The organism is Kitasatospora sp. NPDC030952 (assembly GCF_055571335.1).
Map to the genome: position 1 here is coordinate 156,781 of NZ_JBVIFM010000006.1, position 18,216 is coordinate 174,996.

At 73.8% G+C, this 18,216-nt stretch carries 15 protein-coding genes; 8 read left to right on the forward strand and 7 right to left on the reverse strand.

Translation table 11 applies throughout. From position 1 onward, the window contains the following. Window positions 1-70: 70 nt before the first annotated feature. Window positions 71-1,030, forward strand: a complete 960-nt coding sequence (locus tag ACZ47G_RS14325) for an L-tyrosine/L-tryptophan isonitrile synthase family protein (protein WP_465742344.1) — start codon at window positions 71-73, stop codon at window positions 1,028-1,030. Here ACZ47G_RS14325 and ACZ47G_RS14330 read toward each other — a convergent pair. The 3 genes from ACZ47G_RS14330 to ACZ47G_RS14340 are packed head-to-tail and all read right to left on the reverse strand — an operon-like array spanning window position 1,024 to window position 4,037. Next, window positions 1,024-1,863 carry an ABC transporter ATP-binding protein gene (locus ACZ47G_RS14330; protein WP_465742346.1) on the reverse strand — a complete coding sequence of 280 codons (840 nt, stop codon included), beginning with the start codon at window positions 1,861-1,863 and terminating at the stop codon, window positions 1,024-1,026. The two genes, ACZ47G_RS14325 and ACZ47G_RS14330, sit on opposite strands and share 7 nt — an antisense overlap. After that, the gene (locus ACZ47G_RS14335; protein WP_465742348.1) at window positions 1,860-2,948 is read right to left on the reverse strand and encodes a FecCD family ABC transporter permease; all 1,089 of its coding nucleotides are present in this window, start codon (window positions 2,946-2,948) and stop codon (window positions 1,860-1,862) included. Before ACZ47G_RS14335 ends, ACZ47G_RS14330 begins: the two co-directional genes overlap by 4 nt. Window positions 2,949-2,951: 3 nt before the next feature. After that, complete coding sequence (locus ACZ47G_RS14340; RefSeq protein ID WP_465742350.1) at window positions 2,952-4,037, reverse strand: ABC transporter substrate-binding protein; 1,086 nt, start codon at window positions 4,035-4,037, stop codon at window positions 2,952-2,954. Window positions 4,038-4,234: 197 nt separating this feature from the next. On the opposite strand from ACZ47G_RS14340, the gene ACZ47G_RS14345 reads away from it, so the two are divergent. Together ACZ47G_RS14345 and ACZ47G_RS14350 are read left to right on the forward strand one after the other, a co-directional pair. Next, window positions 4,235-5,113, forward strand: a complete 879-nt coding sequence (locus ACZ47G_RS14345) for a helical backbone metal receptor (RefSeq protein ID WP_465742352.1) — start codon at window positions 4,235-4,237, stop codon at window positions 5,111-5,113. Between the two features lie 49 nt (window positions 5,114-5,162). Next, window positions 5,163-6,185: a transglycosylase SLT domain-containing protein gene (locus ACZ47G_RS14350; RefSeq protein WP_465742354.1), complete on the forward strand. Its 1,023-nt coding sequence runs from the start codon at window positions 5,163-5,165 to the stop codon at window positions 6,183-6,185. An 89-nt stretch (window positions 6,186-6,274) separates the two neighbouring features. Here ACZ47G_RS14350 and ACZ47G_RS14355 read toward each other — a convergent pair whose 3' ends face one another. The 3 genes from ACZ47G_RS14355 to ACZ47G_RS14365 all read right to left on the reverse strand — a co-directional run bounded on the left by ACZ47G_RS14355 (window position 6,275) and on the right by ACZ47G_RS14365 (window position 11,718). Continuing rightward, window positions 6,275-8,452: a hypothetical protein gene (locus tag ACZ47G_RS14355; protein WP_465742356.1), complete on the reverse strand. Its 2,178-nt coding sequence runs from the start codon at window positions 8,450-8,452 to the stop codon at window positions 6,275-6,277. 204 nt (window positions 8,453-8,656) lie between these two features. Continuing rightward, window positions 8,657-10,255 (reverse strand): lipase maturation factor family protein, encoded by a 1,599-nt coding sequence (locus ACZ47G_RS14360; RefSeq protein ID WP_465742647.1) that lies wholly within the window; start codon window positions 10,253-10,255, stop codon window positions 8,657-8,659. A gap of 386 nt (window positions 10,256-10,641) precedes the next feature. Further along, window positions 10,642-11,718, reverse strand: coding sequence for a GAF domain-containing protein (locus ACZ47G_RS14365; protein ID WP_465742358.1), 1,077 nt, complete (start codon window positions 11,716-11,718; stop codon window positions 10,642-10,644). Between the two features lie 422 nt (window positions 11,719-12,140). Here ACZ47G_RS14365 and ACZ47G_RS14370 point away from each other — a divergent pair, with 422 nt between their 5' ends. From ACZ47G_RS14370 to ACZ47G_RS14390, 5 genes are all read left to right on the forward strand, one after another. Next, a complete protein-coding gene (locus ACZ47G_RS14370) occupies window positions 12,141-13,451 on the forward strand; it encodes an acyl-CoA dehydrogenase family protein (RefSeq protein WP_465742360.1) in 1,311 nt (436 codons plus the stop codon). A gap of 472 nt (window positions 13,452-13,923) precedes the next feature. Continuing rightward, a complete protein-coding gene (locus ACZ47G_RS14375) occupies window positions 13,924-16,128 on the forward strand; it encodes a sensor histidine kinase (RefSeq protein ID WP_465742362.1) in 2,205 nt (734 codons plus the stop codon). Further along, on the forward strand, window positions 16,128-16,559 hold the full coding sequence (locus ACZ47G_RS14380; protein ID WP_465742364.1) for a roadblock/LC7 domain-containing protein: 432 nt from the start codon (window positions 16,128-16,130) through the stop codon (window positions 16,557-16,559). The genes ACZ47G_RS14375 and ACZ47G_RS14380 overlap by 1 nt, the downstream gene beginning before the upstream one ends. Beyond that, window positions 16,556-16,939 carry a DUF742 domain-containing protein gene (locus ACZ47G_RS14385; protein ID WP_188307852.1) on the forward strand — a complete coding sequence of 128 codons (384 nt, stop codon included), beginning with the start codon at window positions 16,556-16,558 and terminating at the stop codon, window positions 16,937-16,939. Before ACZ47G_RS14380 ends, ACZ47G_RS14385 begins: the two co-directional genes overlap by 4 nt. A 66-nt stretch (window positions 16,940-17,005) precedes the next feature. Beyond that, window positions 17,006-17,581, forward strand: coding sequence for a GTP-binding protein (locus ACZ47G_RS14390; RefSeq protein WP_380463163.1), 576 nt, complete (start codon window positions 17,006-17,008; stop codon window positions 17,579-17,581). A gap of 79 nt (window positions 17,582-17,660) precedes the next feature. Here the strand turns inward: ACZ47G_RS14390 and ACZ47G_RS14395 are convergent, their stop codons facing one another. Continuing rightward, complete coding sequence (locus ACZ47G_RS14395; RefSeq protein WP_465742367.1) at window positions 17,661-18,113, reverse strand: MarR family winged helix-turn-helix transcriptional regulator; 453 nt, start codon at window positions 18,111-18,113, stop codon at window positions 17,661-17,663. Window positions 18,114-18,216 lie beyond the last annotated feature (103 nt).

Here is an 18,216-nt window from a genome sequence, read left to right on the forward strand (position 1 = left end):
CTCCGGTGCGGCCGAACCCCGGCCCGCCCGTCATCCACCCACCCGTCACCATCCGTGGAGGAGATCCATCATGCCGCCCGTCGGCACCGCCCCCGTCGTCACCAGTGCCCCCGAGCAGCAATCGCCCGCCCAGCTCGCCGCCCGCATCCTGGGCCTGCTGCTGCCGCACCGCCGCGCCTCGGACCCGGAGTTCGACGCCCGGCCCGAGCACTTCCCCTTCCAGCTCGCGCAGTTGGCGGACTGCATCGCGGCCGGTGAGCCGATCGTGTTCACCCTGCCGGGCTTCCCCTGCAAGTCGCCGAACCCGGCCAAGGTGCTCGGCCATCTGCCCGACGAGGGCGAGCGGTTGTCCCTGACCTTCCTCGACGACCTCTGCGCCCGGATCGGCCGGATCCACCGGCCCGGCGCCCGGATCCTGATCTGCTCCGACGGGCACGTCTTCGGCGACCTGATCAACGTCCCCGACGAGCACATAGACGAGTACTCGGACGAGTTGACCGCGATGATCCGGCGCGAGGGCCTCCGCCACCTGGACACCTTCGATCTGCGGGCGGTGCTCGGCGACCTGCCGTACGACGAGAAGCGCGCCCTGGTGCACGAGCGGTACGCGCCGAGCGTCGAGGAGTTGCGCGAGCAGGTGGTGACCGAGCAGGAGACCCTGCGGCTCTACCGCGGCATCACCCGGTTCCTCACCGAGGACACCGTGGACTTCCCCGGCACCCGCTCCGCCCTGCAGCGGGACTGCCGTCGCCGCGCCTACGGGGTGATCCAGCGCAGCCGCGCCTGGGGTAAGTTGATCGCCGAGCAGCACCCCCGGTCGGTGCGGCTGTCGATCCACCCGCAGCCGGCCGGCGCGCCGAAGTTCGGCATCCGGCTGCTGTCGGCACCCGACGCCTGGATGACGCCCTGGCACTCGGCGGTGCTCCACCGGGCGGACGGCAGCTGGGAGTTGCGGCGCAACGCGGAGGCGGCGCGGCTCGGCCGGCCGGTCCTGCGCGAGGGCCGGCCGAGCCACTACCAGGCCTACTGAACCACGGGCTGCTGCTGAACGCCGGGCCGCTGCTGAACCCCGGGCTGCGGCGCAGCGGTGCCGGCCGGGGAGCGGTGGTCGAAGGCGATCAACGGGTCACCGGTGAGCGGGTGTTCGACCACCGCGGCGCGGACGCCGAAGACCTCCGCCAGCAGTTCGGCGGTCAGCACCTCGCGCGGCGTCCCGGAGGCCACCAGGGCGCCGCGGTGCAGCACGTGCAGGCGGTCGCAGACCGAGGCGGCGGCGTTGAGGTCGTGCAGCGCGACCAGTGTGGTGCGACGCTGCTCCCGCAGCAGGGCGAGGAGTTCGACCTGGTGCCGGACGTCCAGGTGGTTGGTCGGTTCGTCCAGCACCAGGACGTCCGGCTGCTGGGCGAGCGCGCGGGCGAGCAGCACCCGCTGCCGTTCGCCGCCGGACAGTTGGGCGAACCGCCGGTCGGCGGCCCCGCTCATGCCGACCCGGTCCAGTGCCTCGGCGGTGATCCGGTGGTCCTGCGGGTCGTCGGCCGCGAAGGCCCGCTTGTACGGGGTGCGGCCCATCGCCACCACCTCGCGCACGCTCAACTCGAAGTCCCCGCCGCGCTCCTGGGGCAGGGCGCCGATGTGCCGGGCGGACTGCGCGGGGCGCAGCCCGGCGAGGTCCCGCCCGGCCAGCAGGACCCTCCCGGCGCTCGGCCGCAGGTGCCGGTAGACGGTGCGCAGCAGGCTGGACTTGCCACTGCCGTTGGGCCCGACCAGCCCGGCGATCTCCCCCTCCTCGGCGACCAGATGGACTCCGGCCACCACTGTGCGGCCGGCCAGGGCGACGCTCAGGTCCTCGACGGCGATCCTCAACTGCGCTCCAGTCGTCGGTCCAGCAGGTAGAGCAGGGTGGGGGCGCCGAGGACGGCGGTGACCACGCCGATCGGCAGTTCCTGGCCGTCCAGGGCGGTGCGGGCCACGGTGTCCACGACGGTCAGCAGCACCGCCCCGGTGAGGGCGGACAGCGGCAGCAGGCGCCGGTGGTCGCCGCCGACCAGCAGCCGGCAGACGTGCGGCACCATCAGCCCGACGAAGCCGATCGCCCCGGAGACCGCGACCAGCACCCCGGTGAGCACGCTGGTGACGACGAACACCTCGCGGCGCAGCCGGGCCACGTCCACGCCGAGTCCGGCGGCCGTCTCGTCGCCCATCAGCATCGCGTTGAGCCCCCGGGCGCGGGCCTGGAGCAGCGCCAGCCCGATCGCCACGGCGGCGACGGGGATGGCGAGTTGGGCCCAGACGGCGCCGCCGAGGCTGCCCATCAGCCAGAACAGCACGCCCCGGGTCTGCTGCTCGTCGCTGGTCTGCAGGACGAGGTAGCTGGTGAGGCCGCCGAGGAACTGGGCGATGCCGATGCCGGCCAGCACCAGGCGCAGCGGGGAGAAGCCGCCGCCCCGCCGGGCCATCAGCCAGACCAGGGAGAACGCGGCGAGCGCGCCGGCGAAGGCCGCCAGGGAGACGGTGAGGCCGAGCGCGCTGCCGAAGGAGAGTTCGAGGCCGAAGGCGGTGCCGAGGACGATGGTGGCGACCGCCCCGAGGGAGGCGCCGGAGGAGATGCCGAGCAGGTAGGGGTCGGCGAGCGGGTTGCGGACCAGGGCCTGGACGGCGGTGCCGACCAGGCCGAGTCCGGCGCCCACCACGGCCGCCAACAGGGCGCGCGGGACGCGCAGTTGCCAGACGATGAGGTCGCGGGTGCCGGGTTCGGGGGCCCGGCCGGTCAGGTGGTGGAGGACCACCGACCAGACCTCGCCGGGCGGGATGTCGACCGAGCCGAAGGAGACGGCGGCGGTCAGCGCGAGCACCAGGACGACGGCGAGCGCCCCGGCCAGCGGCCCGGCCCGCAGGGTGCGGGCCGGGCGCCGGGCGTCCGGGGCCTCGACTCGGGCTGCCGAAGTCACCGTCTACTGGCCGTTCTTGACGAGGTCGGGGTGGACGGCGGCGGCGATCTGCCGGACGGCGTCGGCGTTGCGCACGCCCGCGATGGTGGTCATCTCGGAGCCGAGCCGCACGAAGTGCCCCTCCTGGACGGCCTTCAGGCCCTGGGTCGCCGGGAAGCCCCGCAGGAACGCCTCGGCGTCGTCGAAGGCCTTGCGGGTGGCCTCCTCGCTGCCCCGGTTGCGCACGGCCAGCTGGATCCAGTCCGGGTTCTTGGCGACGACGTCCTCCCAGGAGCCGGGCTTGAAGTCGGCGTCGCAGTCGGCGAACACGTTGCGGGCCCCGGCCAGGGTGATGACGGCGTTGGCCACCTGCCGGCCGCAGACGGCCGTCGGCTGCTTCGTCCCGGCGTCGAAGTCGAAGACGAAGTAGCCGGGCCGCTTGTCCTCCGGGACGCCGGCGAGCGCGGTGCGGACCTCGCCGATCTGCTTCTCCATCCCGGTGACGAGTTCCTCGGCGCGGGCGCCGGTGCCGGTGACGGCGCCGAGGCGGCGGATGTCCTCCTCGACCCCGGCGAGATCGGTGCGCGGGGCCTTGGCGGCCTTCGGGGTGCCGGCGCAGGCGGTGGAGAGCAGGTAGACGTGCTGGATGCCGGCCGCCGCGAACTCCGCCTCGGTGGGCCCGGTGGCGCCGCCCATCATCGGCATCGCGCCGAAGGTGTCGACGTAGAGGTCGGCGCCGGAGCCGAGCAGCTTCTCCTTGGGGACGGTCTTGTCGCCGAGCACCGGCACCTTGGCGCCCTGCTCGGCCAGCGCCGCCGGCAGGGTGCCCTTGCCGGGCGGGAAGCCGGTGCCGATCACCCGGTCGCCCGCGCCGAGTTGGAGCAGCATCTCCAGGCTCGCCGCGTTGCTGGTGACGATCCTGGCCGGGGCCTTGGCTATGGTCGTCTCCTTGCCCGCGCAGTCGGCGACCGTGACGGGGTAGCTCCCGGCCGGGCCTGGCTGGGCGGTGATGGCGGCGCCGGTGCCACCACCACCGCTCCCGCCGCTTCCGCAGGCCGTGGCGAACAGAGCGACGGCGGCCGCGATACCGCAGACGACGCGAGGGCGCATGAGGATTCTCCTGGTCGGTGATCGTGCTGGAGCCCGCGCTGCGGACCCGGACCAGGTAGTCGGACCCGGCCCGCGCCGGGTTCCCGGGACTTCCGGGTCTTCCGGAACTTCCAGGTCTTCCGGAACTTCCAGGTCTTCCAGGTCTTCCGGTTCTTCCTGACGGCCCCGCACTCGGGCGCCGCGCGTAGGGTGGCCGGATGGCGGACCCCACCGACCCGACCGACCACACCGACCCCACCGGCCCGACCGGCCCGACCGACCCGACCGACCCGACCGGCCCGACCGACGCATGTGACGACCTCGGCCTGCCCGTACGCCTCGGCCCGCTCGCGCCGCGCCGGGTGGTCTCGCTGGTGCCCTCGCTGACCGAGGCCGTCGCCGCCACCGCCCCCGGGCTCCTGGTCGGCGTCACCGACTGGTGCAGCCACCCGGCCGAGTTGGCCGCGGCCCGGATCGGCGGCACCAAGAACCCCGACCTGCCGGGCGTCCTCGCGCTCGCCCCGGACCTCGTGATCGCCAACGACGAGGAGAACCGCCGCCCCGACCTGGACGCGCTGCGGGCGGCGGGGGTGCCGGTCTGGGTCACCGACATCCGCACCCTGGACGGCGCCTTCCGCTCGCTGGACCGGCTGCTCACCGTCGCCTGCCGGCTGCCCCGCCCGGCCTGGCTGGACGAGGCGGAGGCGGCCTGGCGCGACGTCCGGCCGGCGGCGGAGGGCCCGCGCGTGATCGTGCCGATCTGGCGCCGCCCGTGGATGGTGCTCGGCCGCGACACCTTCGCCGGGGACCTGTTGCACCGGCTCGGCCTGCGGCTCGTCCACGCCGGGCACCCCGAGCGCTACCCGGCCGTGCCGCTGCCCGAACTGCGGGCGTGCCGGCCGGACCTGGTGGTGCTGCCGGACGAGCCGTACCGCTTCACCGCCGAGGACGGCCCGGAGGCGTTCCCCGACGTCCCCGCCGCGCTGGTCAGCGGACGGCACCTGACCTGGTACGGACCGTCCCTCGTGACCGCTCCGACCGTCCTCCGGCAGGCGATCGACCACCCGTTCGTCCGGGGCGGAACGATCGCACCATAGGATGACCGCCACTCTCCGGGATCACCGGTGACAAGTGGGGGGACCACAGATGAAGTCGAGCACCACCCGGCGGACCACCGTCCTGGTGTCCGTCGTCGCCGTCTCGACCGCCGTCCTGGCGGGCTGCGGCACCAAGAGCGCCGACAAGCACCCGGACGCGGCGCCGCCCACCACGCTCACGGCGGCCACCGCCACACCCGGCGACACCGCGAGCGCCAGCCCGTCCGCCACCGCGTCAGCGAGCGCCACGGCCTCCGCGAGCCCCGACGCCTCGCACAGCCCGAGCGCCGGCCCGAGCAAGTCGGCGAAGGCCACACCCAACGCCCAGCCGAGCAACGCCAAGGGCGCCGGCGCCAACGCGGCCGGCGCACCCGCCACCCAGCCGCCGGTCGAGAAGCCCGCCATCCCCGCCCCGGTGCCGTCCGCCAAGCCCGGCGCCGTCGCCCTCCCGGCGCCGCCCGCGCCGCCGGCCGGCCACGTGCCCCCGCTGCAGAGCGGCTGCCAGCCCAGCAAGCCCCAGCCGGACGAGCCCAAGGCCTCGGTCGCCGCCGCGCTCAGCTCGGCGGCCGGCCAGTCCCGGGTGCTCAACCTCAGCTCCGGCGGCACCGACAAGCTCCCGCCGCTGCCCGTCAACCTGGTCAAGGCGATCGCCTGGCAGGAGAGCGGCTGGCAGTCCGGCATCCTCGCCTGCGACGGCGGGATCGGCACCATGCAGGTCATGCCGAACACCGTCGCCTGGATGAACGGCAAGTACGGCACCACCTCCGACCCCAAGACGCTCGCCGGGAACGTCCAGCTCGGCACCCAGCTGCTCGACTGGCTGATCGCCTACTACGGCGACTCCTCCTTCGGCGGCAAGTACGACCTCTCCCCCGACCCGGCCACCGGCAAGACGCCGCTGCTGGACCTCGTCGTCTCGGCGTACAACGCGGGCGCGGGCAACGTCCACTACAACACCGTCACCGACCCGACCACGGGCGCGGTCGTCGGCAGCCTGGACATCCCGAACCCGAAGTACGTCTCCAACGTCAAGGCGCTGATGGCCTCCCAGCCCTGGAACCAGGCCGGCTGACGGACTCCGCCCCCAGCGGGGCCGGATGGCACAGGGCCCGGGACGCGAGTGCGTCCCGGGCCCTGTGCCGTACGGCTTGTTACCGGACCCTAGCCGCGCGCGGCGGTGACGGCGGCGCCGAGCGCCTCCTTGATCCGGGGACCGAGCCGGGCGAAGCCCAGCTCCTTCATGGCCGCGCGGAGCAGCTCCTCGTCGCTCCGCTCGGTGCCGTCGGCGTCGATCCAGCGGACGACGGCGAGCAGTTCGTCCGCCGAGTAGGCGGTCACGGGGCGGCCAGGGGTGAAGTCCGGCTTCACGGGGCGGCCGGCGGACTCCTCGGCGACGGGCTCCGCCTCGGGGGCGGCCTCGGGGGCGGACGCCTCTGCGGCGACGGGCTCGGGCTCGGCCTCGACGGCCGACTCCACGACCACGGGGGCGGGGGCCTCCACGTCGGCCTCCGGCTCCACGACCTCAACGGCCTCGGCCTCGGCCTCGGCCTCGGCCTCAACGACGGCGGGCGCCTCGGCGACGGGCTCGGGCTCCTCGGCCACCACGGCCGGGCCCTCCTCGACTACCGCCGGCTCCTCGACCTCGACGGCCTCGACGGCGGGCGCCTCTTCGGCGGCCTCGGCCTCAACCTCGACGGCCGGTTCCACGACCTCAACGGCGGCCACCTCGGCGACCACGGCCGAAGCCTCCTCGACAACCTCGGCCTCCGCAGCCGGCTCGGCCACCTCGGCGACGACGGCCTCGGCCTCGACTGCCGACTCGTCGACCTCGACGGCCTCCGGCTCGGCAGCCTCAACAGCGGGCACGTCGACGACCGACTCCGACTCGACCTCGGCTTCGACCTCAGCCTCAGCCACGACGTCGACCTCGGCTTCGACCTCAGCCTCGGCCTCAGCCACGACCTCGACCTCGGCGGCAGGCTCCTCCACCGCCTCCGGCTCCGCCGCCACCTCGTCCGCGGCTGCGGCCTCGGCCAGCGCGGCGGTCGCGGCGGCCACCAGGTCGTCAGCGGCCGGGGAGGGCGCCGGGAGGGAAACGGCGGCGGCCGGGGCGTCCTCCGTCTCCTCCACCGCAGTCGGCTCTGCCTCGGCGATGTCGACGTCCGTACCCGTCGCCGCCTCGACGGTCTCGGTGTCCGCCTCGGTGCCCGCCTCGGCCTCGGCCTCGATCTCGGCCTCAATCTCGACCTCGACGGCCTCCTCAGCCAGCCCGTCCCGCTGCCCAGCCGCCAGGGCCTGACGCGCAGCGGTCTCCTCTACACCGGCCTCCTGGGCATCCGGCTCCTCGGCGACCGGCTCCTCGACCGCCGACTCCTCGACCGCCGACTCGCCCAGCCCGTCCCGCTGCCCGCCCGCGAGCGCCTGGCGCGCCGCGTACGCGGCCTCGGCGGCGCGGCGGTCGGCCTTGGCGGCGGTGAGTTCGGCGAGCAGGTCGGCGAGGCCGGCCTCCTCGAGGGTGGCGCGCAGGCTGCGGATGGTGGGCAGGCGGTAGAGGGTGCCCTCGTCAGCGGCGAGCCGCTCGACCAGGTCGACGAGGTCCGCGAAGGCGAGCCCGTCCAGGTCGTGGTCGGGCAGCAGCCGGGCGAGGTCGCGCAGACCGGTGTTGATGGGTTCGAAGGCCTGGGCGGTGCGCTCGACCAGGGCGCCGTCGGCGGGCGCGCTGGGGAGGGTGCCGGCCGGGGCGATGGCGGACCAGGCACGGCGCTCGATCTCGGCGGAGGTGAGCGCCTCGTGCAGCTCCTCGCGGCGGACCTTGCGGTCGTGGGCGAGGGCGGCGGCCTGCTTGCGCAGCGAGCGGCCGCGCAGCCAGGAGAGCTTGACGCCGTTCTCGCGGCGCCAGGTGCTGTCGGCGGTGGCGGCGGCGAGGGCGACGAGGTCGGCGTCGTAGGCGGCGCTGGTGAGGGTGGCGGAGGTGCGGTGCACCCGCTGGAGCATCTCGACCAGCAGCGCGGTCTTGGCGACGGTGTCGGGCTCGTCCAGCTTGACGTCGGCGGCCAGGGCGGTGACGGCGTCCCAGGTCTGCTGGAGGTCGCGGCCGCGCAGTTCGGCGAGCGCGGTGGACGCGGCGCGGGCGTCCTCGGGGGTGGCGACGGTGTCGACGGCCGCGTACCAGGCGTGGGTGTCGGCGCTGAGCGTGAAGGCCCCGAGTTCGGCGTAGCGGCCGAGGTCCTCGCGGAGGTCGGGCTCCGCAGCGGCGTCCTGGGGGTCCTTGACGTCTGCGGCGTCGGCGACGTCCACCGGGTCGGCTGCGTCGGCGTTGCGCGAGTGAAGCACTGTCATGTGAGGTCCGGTTCTGGGCGACGGCGGCGGGGCTGACGACGAGGGGGCGGCGGACCGGGTGCACGGGGCCCCTGGGGCGGGACCGGGGGGCGCGCGGTCGGGCCGCCGGTTGTGGAGGCCCAGAATACGGGTGCCCGTTCGAGCCTTGCACGCACCCACCGCCGGGACGGGCCGGTGTCGTGTGCCATACCGCCCGCCTGGCCGCTACTCGGGAGGTCCGCCCGGGTGGTCCGGTGCTGGTCCGGACGGGTGGCCGGGGTGCTCCGTCCGGGGTGGGCGCGGTCGCCGCAGCCCGTCCAGGGGGACGGCGCGGACGCCCCTGGACGGGCGGGAGGGGCGGTCCGGCGAGGAGTGGCCGAGCGGCGGGTGGTGGCCGGCCCGGGCGAGGGTGGGCAGGTCGACCGGCGCGAGGTACTCGTGCAGCGCGGTGCGGTGCCACCAGGCGCCGGTTTCCCGCAGTTCGCGCCATCCGGTGAACCGGTAGAGGTGGAGGGTCGCCCGGACGTGGGTCGGTGGGGCGTCGGGGAAGGGGTTGTGGCGCAGCAGTCGCAGGGTCGCCCGGTCACCGGCCAGCAGGCGGGTGACGAAGGGCAGGAACCAGGGGCGGGCGTAGGCGGGCGAGATGCCGGCGAACCACATCAGCCAGTCCAGCCGCAGGTGGTAGGGGGCGTACTGGCGCGGGAGGCGGCGCACGTCGCCGGGTTTGCCCTTGAACCCGTACTCGTGCCAGACAGTGTGCGGGGTGAGGACGGCCTCGTCGGTGCCCTCGATCACCACCTCCTGGCGCAGGCGGTTGACACTGCCGAAGGCGCCGTAGGTGTTGACCAGGTGCAGCCGGTTGAAGGAGCGGTTCATCACCTGGCCGCGGGAGAGCAGGTTGCGCACCGGCCAGTAGCTGAGCACCAGGACGCCGGCGGTGACCGCGGCCACCAGCGCCTGGTACCAGAGGGGTGCGGCGGGAAAGTCCCGGGCGTGGCCGGGCAGTCCGAGGCGGGACGGTTCGACGGCGGCGAGGGTGAGGACGACGGTGAGCCAGTTGAGCCAGGCGAAGTTGCCGGAGGCGATCAGCCACAGCTGGGTGGCGATCACCGCGCAGGCCGCGTAGCTCGCGACCGGCTGCGGGAGCAGCAGGCCGATCGGGACGAGGAGTTGGACGACGTGGTTGGCCGCCACCTCGACCCGGTGCAGCGGGTCGGGCAGGTGGTGGAAGAACCAGCTGAGCGGTCCGGGCATGGGCTGGGTCTCGTGGTGGTAGCGCAGGCAGGTCAGGTCGCGCCAGCAGCTGTCGCCGCGCAGTTTGATCAGTCCGGCGCCGAACTCGACCCGGAAGACCAGCCAGCGCATCAGCCAGAGCACGGGGGTGGGCGGCGCGGTGTCGGCGTTGCCGAGGAAGGCGGCGAGGGAGCCGGCTTCGAGCAGCAGTGACTCCCAGCCGAACGAGTACCAGGTCTGCCCGACGTTGACGATGGAGAGGTAGAGGGCCCAGAGCACCGCCCAGGCCAGGATCGACGCCCAGAGCGGGACTTCGTCGCCGAGCCCGGCGGCGAGGGCGGCGGCCAGCGCGGCGCCGGTGAGGGAGACGGCGGCGAAGAAGCGGTCGCTGTAGTGGAGGTGGAACAGGCCGGGCGCCTTGCGGAACGGGACGCGGGCGATGAAGCGGGGCACCGGCAGCATGCCGTGGGTGCCGATGAGGGCACGGAACTGCGCGACGGCGGCGAGGAATCCGATCAGGTAGAGGCCGGCGAGCAGGCGCTGGACGAGCAGGCGGCTCAGCCAGTAGTCGGGGGCGGCGAACCAGTCCATCCAGTTCATGCGGCCCATGCCTACCACCGGCGGCGCGCGGCCGGGCCCGGGTCGGGGTGCGGGCGGCGGACGGTTCACCCGCTCGGCCCGAGGGCGAACTGCCGCACAGCGCCACGTCCGGCCCGCTTCGGGGCACCGCGGGCATACCGTCACGGAGCGGAGCGGCCGGCCCGCTTCGGGGCACCGGGGGCATACCGCCGCACAGCGCCGCGCGCGAACTGCCATGGCCCGTACGGTCGGCCGCACCCGCCCCGGAACGGCAGCGTGGCGGGGAGCCTCTCCTCGGGGGTGAGAGGCGCCCCGCCACGGTGGTGGACGGTACGGGTGGTGCGGTGGGCGGGTACGGCCGGGGGCCGTCTGGCCGCGCACGAGCGGCGGTCGGCCGCTCAGCTCGGCAGGACGAGTCCGGAACCGCCGGCGATGCCCGGTCGGCCGGTCGGGGTGGCGGCGCCGTTCTGCTGGAGCCGGTCGACCAGCAGCGCGGCCAGGGTGCCGAGTTCCTCCTCGGTGCGGGACTGGGCGGTGACGTCCATGCCGACGGTGAGGACGCCGTTGACCTGGCCGGTGCGCGCGGCCCGCAGCGGGGTGCAGGTGAAGCTGAAGATCTGCTGGACGCGCTGCGCCTCGGGGCGGCCGGACTGGATCCGGACGTCGTTGAGGACGGTGACGCGACCGGTGTGGTACGCCTCCGCGACGGCCTGCTGGAGGCCGGCCGCGCCGAGCTGCGGGTAGGCGGTGCCGATCGAGCCGTACGCCACCGGGGCGCCGAAGGTGTCGGCGTGCTGGGCGTTGGCGTAGCGGATCTCCTGGCCGGGGCCGTCGGTCAGCATGATGGGGAACGGGGAGCCGTCGAAGGCGGCGAACATCTCCTGCTGCTGGGCGAGCAGGTTGTCGCGCAGCCGGATCTCGGAGAGCAGCGCCTCGGCGAGGTGCTGGATGTCGCGCAGTCGCTCGCGCCCCCACTGCCGGGGTTCCCGGTCGAGGACGCAGACGGTGCCGATGACGGTGTTGGTGTCGTCGACGAGCGGGGCGCCGAGGTAGGCCCGGACGCCGAGTTCGTCCACGACCGGGTTCCCGGCGAACCGGGGGTAGGCGAGGATGTCGTCCAGTGCGAGGGGTGAGCGCTGGGCGACCACGTGCGGGCAGAACCCGTGGCTCATCGGCATCTGGCGGGTGGGAAGATCGAAGGCGATGCCCCGGTCCGCCCAGGAAGCGCCTTCTTCGGCCGCGACGTCGCCGGAGTTTGGCGGAATGTAGAGCCCCCGGAACATCTGACGCTCGTCGTTGATGAAGTTGACCATCGCGATGGGAGCCCGGGTGATGCTGGCTGCCAGGTGGGCGAAGCGGTCGAAGGCCTCGTCCGCGGAGGGTTCGTTGAGACCCAGGCTGCGCAGCCTGCGAGTCCGCTCGGACTCCCCGGCAGCACCCGGGAACTGGCCTTGAGTGCTCATCACATCAGTCATGGCGCACATGTAATCAGACATCCGGGCGCCGCGGTGTTACCGGGACCGATCGCCGCCGTTGCTGATGAACAGTCAAAGCAGCAGTTGAGCGACCCCCTGGCCGGTCACCGGAGGAGGGGAAGATCAATCCCCACCCGAAGCCGTGACAAAACCCGCCACCGGTCGAGTGGGCCGAATTCCGCCATTCCAAGATCAACTATGTGTGGACCCCATGTGCACATATGACAATGAGCCCTGCCGAAGACACGGACGGTAGTCCCCCAGGCTCCACGGGAGACCCCGGCCCAAGGTCCGCATGCACCGATGGCTTCGAAGCGATCGGCACCGCCACACCCCACACCCCCACCGACCTGGGGGGACGGCCGGAGCGGCATCTACGGCGCGAACGGAGGCACGTCACCACTGGGATGAGAGGACCAAGCATGACGATGGACTACTTCACCGACGAACGACACGAGAGCCTCCGGGCGGAGGTGCGTGAGTTCGCGGAGAAGGAGGTGCGTCCTCAGGTGGCCAGAATGGAGGCGGACCGGGAGATCGAGTTCGAACTCTCGCGGGAGATCGCCCGTCGCGGCTGGATCGGCGTCACGATCCCGCGCGAGTTCGGCGGCCTGGGCCTGGGGCACCTCGCCAAGACCGTCATCGTGGAGGAGCTGGCCCGGGTCAGCGGTGCGATGGGCGCGATGGCCCAGGCCTCGCAGCTCGGCGTCGCCAAGGTCATCCACTTCGGCTCGGCCTCCCAACGGCGCGAGTGGCTGCCGAAGTTCGCCTCCGGCGAGTCCCTGCCGACGATCGCGGTCACCGAGCCGGAGTCCGGCGGCCACGTGCTCGGCATGGGCGGCACCGCCCGCCGCGAGGGCGACGAGTACGTCCTCAACGGCCGCAAGGTGTTCGTCGGCAACTCCCACATCGGCGACGTCCACGGCGTGGTCTTCCGCACCGACCGGGGCAGCAAGGGGCTGTCCGCCTTCCTGGTCGAGAGCGACCGTCCCGGCTTCCGCGCCGGCACCATCGGCACCCAGGGCGGCCTGCACGGCTTCAGCTTCGGCGAGCTGGTCTTCGAGGACTGCCGCATCCCCGTCGGCAACCGGCTCGCCGAGGAGGGCCAGGGCCTCGACGTCGCCTACTCCTCCTCCACCCTGTACGGCCGGCTGAACCTGGGCGCCGTCGCCCTCGGCATCCACGTCGCCGTGGTGGAGGACACCGTGCGCTACGCCGAGGAGCGGGTGCTCTACGGCAAGCCGATCAACCAGCTGAACAGCATCGCGCTGAAGCTCGGCGAGATGCAGTCCCGGCTGATGACGGCCAAGTTGGCCGCCTACCACGCCTCGCACCTGCTCGACCACGGCAAGGCCTGCGACGCCGAGCTGATGAACGCCAAGCTGATCAACACCGAATACGCGATGGACTCGGCGCGCCAGGCGATGGAGATCTTCGCCGCCCGCGGCACCCAGGAGGAGCACAACATCATCCGCTACCTCCGCGACGCCACCCACATCTACGCCCCGGCCGGCACCTCGGACGTGCAGAAGCTGCGGCTCGGGCAGGTGGCGGCGGGCACCTACGGCAAGCAGTGGTCGGCCGAGCTGTCCGAACTGACCAGCTGGGCCTGGACCGAGCTCAACCAGCGCGAATCGCAGGCGCCGGCGACGGACCGGCGCTACGGACGCGGCGCCCAGCTCGGCCAGGGCGGCCGGGGCGCCCGGGTGGTGCCGATCTCCGCCGCGAGCTGACGCCCGACTGCCGGGAACCGCCGCCCGACTGCCGGGAACCGCCGCCTGGTTGGTGGGAACCGCCGCCCGGTTGGTGGCGAACTTTCGGCATGATGACCGTTTGGCCTGTTCCTTTTGACCTGTTCCTGACGGCTCCCCGGAAGGCCCACCCGGCCTGCCGGGGGGCCGCTCCCGCTTCACGACGGCCGCGCTGAGCTGCGGCGATCCGTCGGCGAACGCTCCGACCGGAACCGACCGGTCCTGCCATCAGCCGTTCACATATCGTCAGTTGATGTTGCGATGAGGGCACCTGGGACTGATAGGTTTCCTGCCGTCGGCGGCCGCACTGAACCCCGCCCGGACGGTGACACCGCGTCACCCCGTCCGGCAACCCCGGCCTCGGCGCCCTGAAGCCCGGTCCGGGCAGCCCGGGCCGACCCGCCGTTCGGCCCCGAGACCCGGCCTGCACCTCGGCCCTGCAACAAGGAATCAGATGCCAGGCATATCGGCCCCCCGCACGGGCCACCGCGCCGGCCGGTCCGGCTCCCTCCGCAGCTCGCTCCTCGCCCTCGTGCTGGTCCCCAGCCTGGGCCTGGCCGCCGCCTGGGGCTACGCCGCCTACCTGCTGCGCGACGCCGGACACCACACCGCGCTGACGGCCGGCACCGCCGTCGTCGCCCTGGTGCTGCTGGTCAGCCTGGTCCGCGGCATCCGGGCCGCCCGCGCCCTCTCCGCCCGGCTGGCCGCACTGCGCACCGACACCCTCGCCCTCGCCCAGCGGGAGATCCCCGGGGTCGTCGGGCGGCTGCGCGCCGGGGAGCCGGTGCCCACCCCGCCCACCTGGACGCCCTCCCGGCGGACCGGCGACGAAGTCCAGCAGACCTCCGACGGCCTGGCCGCCGTCCGGCAGGCCGCCGTCGCCGCCATCGTCCACCAGGCCCAGGGGCGCGAGGGGACGAAGAAGGTCTTCCTCAACATCGCCCGCCGCACCCAGATCCTGATCCACCGGCAGATCAGCATGCTCGACGCGCTGGAGCGCGAGCACGAGGAACCCGAGCTGCTGCGCGAGCTGTTCGCCGTCGACCACCTGGCCACCCGGATGCGGCGCAACGCCGAGAACCTGGTCATCCTCGGCGGCGCGCTGCCCGCCCGGCGCTGGCGCAACGCCGTGCCCGTGGTCAACGTGCTGCGCAGCGCCGTCTCCGAGACCGAGAACTACGCCCGGGTCGTCGTCCAGGGCGTGCCGCGCGCCTCGCTCAGCGGACAGGCCGTCGCCGACGTGATCCACCTGGTCGCCGAGCTGATCGAGAACGGCACCACCTTCTCCCCGCCGTACACCCAGGTGCAGGTCTCCGCGCAGGAGGTCCCCAAGGGTCTGGCGGTCGAGGTGGAGGACCGCGGCCTCGGCATGACCGAGGACGAGTACGAGCGGCTCAACGAGTACCTGGCCAACCCGCCCGAGCTGGACGTCTCCGCGCTCGGCGACGACCTGCGGCTCGGCCTGTTCGTCGTCGCGCGGCTGGCCGCCCGGCACGACATCCAGGTCACCCTGCGGCCCTCGCCGTACGGCGGCACCCGGGCCGTGGTGCTGGTGCCCTCGGTGCTGCTGGAGCAGGCCGAACAGCCCGCCGCGGTGCCCGGACTGCCGTCCGGTGCGCGGGTCACCCGCACCCCGGTGCCCGAACCGCGGCCGTCGGACGGGGACTTCGATGACATCGACGAGGAGCTGACGGGCGCGCTCGCCGGGGTGCTCAGCGGGCTGACCGGGGGCGCGCCGGCCGGCGATGCCGGTACCGGCGCCGCCGAGGTGCCCCCGGTCGGCCCCGGCGCCCCCGGCGCGGCGGATGGCGGGCTGATCATCGGTGAGCTGCTCGCGCGGCAGGACGGCGAGGGCGACGGCGCCCTCCCCGACGACACCGGGCTGCCGGTCGGCGCCCAGATCCCCGGGCTGCCCGGGGCCGTGGTGGTCCCCCGGCCCGCGCTGCCGCGCCCGTACGACCTGCCGACCGGTCCGTCGGCGGAGCTCGCCGCGCAGCTGGGTGCCGTGCACGGCTCGGACGGCGCGCATGCCTCGGATGGCGCGGATGGTTCGCCTTCCGCGCACGCCTCGCTTGCCTCGCCCGTCGCGCATGCCTCTCATGCCTCGCCCGTCGCGCATGCCTCTCATGCCTCGAACGGCTCGTCCGTCGAGCACGCCGCCGACGCCGCCCGTGATGTCGCTGCCGACCTCGCCGCCGGCCTGCCGGCGGACGTCGCTCCCAGCCACGAACGCCCGCAGGAGGACCACGTGGAGCACGGCCCGGACGGCGAACTGCGCACCCCGCGGGTCCTGCCGCAGCGGGTCCGCAACGCCAGCCTCGCCGAGCAGCTCCGCGAGGCCAACGCGCCCGGTGCCATGATGTCGCCCGCCGCCCCGGCGCCGTCCCTCTCCGCGTCCCCGCGGTCGGCCCCGCCCTCCGCGTCCGCGCCGTACGGGGCCCCCGCCGCCCCGACCGGGCCGCGGTTCGGCGAGGCCGACGACCCCTCGCCGGCGCGCTCCCGCGCCACCATGGCCGCCATCCAGCGCGGCACCCGGAGCGCCCGCGCGGCCGGTACCGGACCGGACGCGCCCGCCATTGCCCCCAACCCGGCCGCAGCCTCCGCCCCCGGGGAAGCCGCGGAAGCCTCCGCCGTTCAGGAAGCCAAGGAACAGCAGTGATGACGCAGCAGACCGAAACCCAGCGCGACCTCAACTGGCTGCTGGACCAGCTGGTGGCGCGGGTGCCCGAGACCCGGCACGCCATCGTCCTCTCCGAGGACGGCCTGCTGGTCGGCATGGACCAGGGGCTCGACCGGGCCGACGCCGAGCACCTGTCCGCCGTCGCCTCCGGCCTGCAGAGCCTGGCCCGCGGCGCCGGGCACCGCTTCAACGGCGGACGGGTCCGGCAGACCGTCGTCGAGATGGACCAGCTGTTCCTGTTCGTCACCACCGCCGGACAGGGCGCCCGGCTCGCCGTCCTCACCAGCGAGCAGGTGGACGCCGGGCTGATGGCCTACGAGATCAACATGCTGGTCAAGCAGGTCGGCCAGTACCTCACCGCGGCGCCGCGCAGCGACGCGGGTCAGACCGGCGCGGGTGGCGGTGCGTGACCGCCGCCGACGCCGACGAGGGCTGGTTCTACGACAAGGACGCCGGCCACCTGGTCCGTCCCTACGCGATCACCAACGGGCGCACCGGCCCGGTCCGTGACGGCTTCGCGCTGATCACCCTGGTGGTCACCGCCGACCCGCGCACCGACACCAGCCGGTTAACCCCCGAGCCCGCCGCGATCCTCGACCTGTGCCGCGAACGCCCGCTGGCCGTGGCCGAGATCGCGGCCACCATGGACCTGCCGGTGAGCGTGGTCAAGGTGCTGCTGGACGACCTCGCGGAGGCGCGGCTGATCCTCACCCGGGCCCCGGTCGCGCTCGCCGAGGCCCCGGACATCTCACTCATCCAGGCCGTGATCGAGGGCGTCCGCAGACTCTGACCGGCTCCCCCGGCCGGACCGTCCGCCCTCCCCGCACCATCCCAGTTCCCTTCCAGGAGACCCGAATTGACGACCCAGAGCCTGGTGCCGGGCGCGGTCAAGATCCTCGTCGCCGGCGGCTTCGGCGTCGGGAAGACCACCATGGTCGGCTCGGTCAGCGAGATCGAACCGCTGCAGACCGAGGAGCGGATGACCCGCGCCAGCATCGGGGTCGACAGCCTCGAAGGCATCCAGGGCAAGTCCACCACCACCGTGGCGATGGACTTCGGGCGGATCACCGTCCGTGAAGACCTGGTGCTCTACCTCTTCGGCACCCCGGGGCAGTTCCGGTTCTGGTTCATGTGGGACGACCTCGCCCTCGGCGCCCTCGGCGCGATCATCCTCGCCGACACCCGGCGGCTCGAATCCAGCTTCGCCGCCGTGGACTTCTTCGAGCAGCGCGGCATCCCCTTCGCCATCGGGGTCAACTGCTTCCACGGCCGCCGCGAGGCCACCCCGGAGGACGTCCGCCGGGCGCTCGACCTCGGGCCGGAGGTGCCGGTGGTGCTGTGCGACGTCCGGGAGCGGGCGTCCAGCAAGGAGCTGCTGCTCGCCCTGCTCGACCGGGTGCACCGGGACGCGCTGGCCGCCGGGCGGCGGTAAGGCGCTGCCCGGTGCGGCGCGGCACCTCACGGTGAGTGCGCGGTGGTGGGGCACTGCCGGATGGACGGCCTTGGTGGGGTTACCGCTTCGCCGGGGTGAGCTCGGCGAGCGCGTCCACCAGCGGCGCCAGTTCGGGCAGTTCGGCGGCCTGCGCCAGGGTCGCCTCCAGAGTGGCGTCGTGCACCGGGCGGGCCGCCTCCAACAGGGCGCGGCCCTCCGGCGTCAGCTCGGTGTAGATGCCGCGCCGGTCGTCCGCGCAGAGGTAGCGGCTGAGCAGGCCGCGGTCCTCCAGGCGGCTCACCAGGCGGGTGGTCGCACTGCTGCTCAGCGCCGCCGCGCGGGCCAGCTGCTGCATCCGCATGTGCCAGCCGTCCTGCCGGGACAGCGCCTCCAGCACCGTGTACTCGACCACCGAGAGCTTGTGCTCCGCCTGGAGCGCCTTCTCCAGCGCGGCGTCGATCAGCCCGTGCAGTGCGGCAAGCGTCCGCCAGCCACCGGCCCGGACCTCGGCCGCGTCGTCGCGGATGGACATGGCGCGCCTTCCCTTCGTCTTCGGCCGTACCTCTGGGCCCTGTACGTCCTGTGCTGTCTGCCCTCCCCCAAGTATGCCAGTTGGCGCGGATTATCGGTCCTTG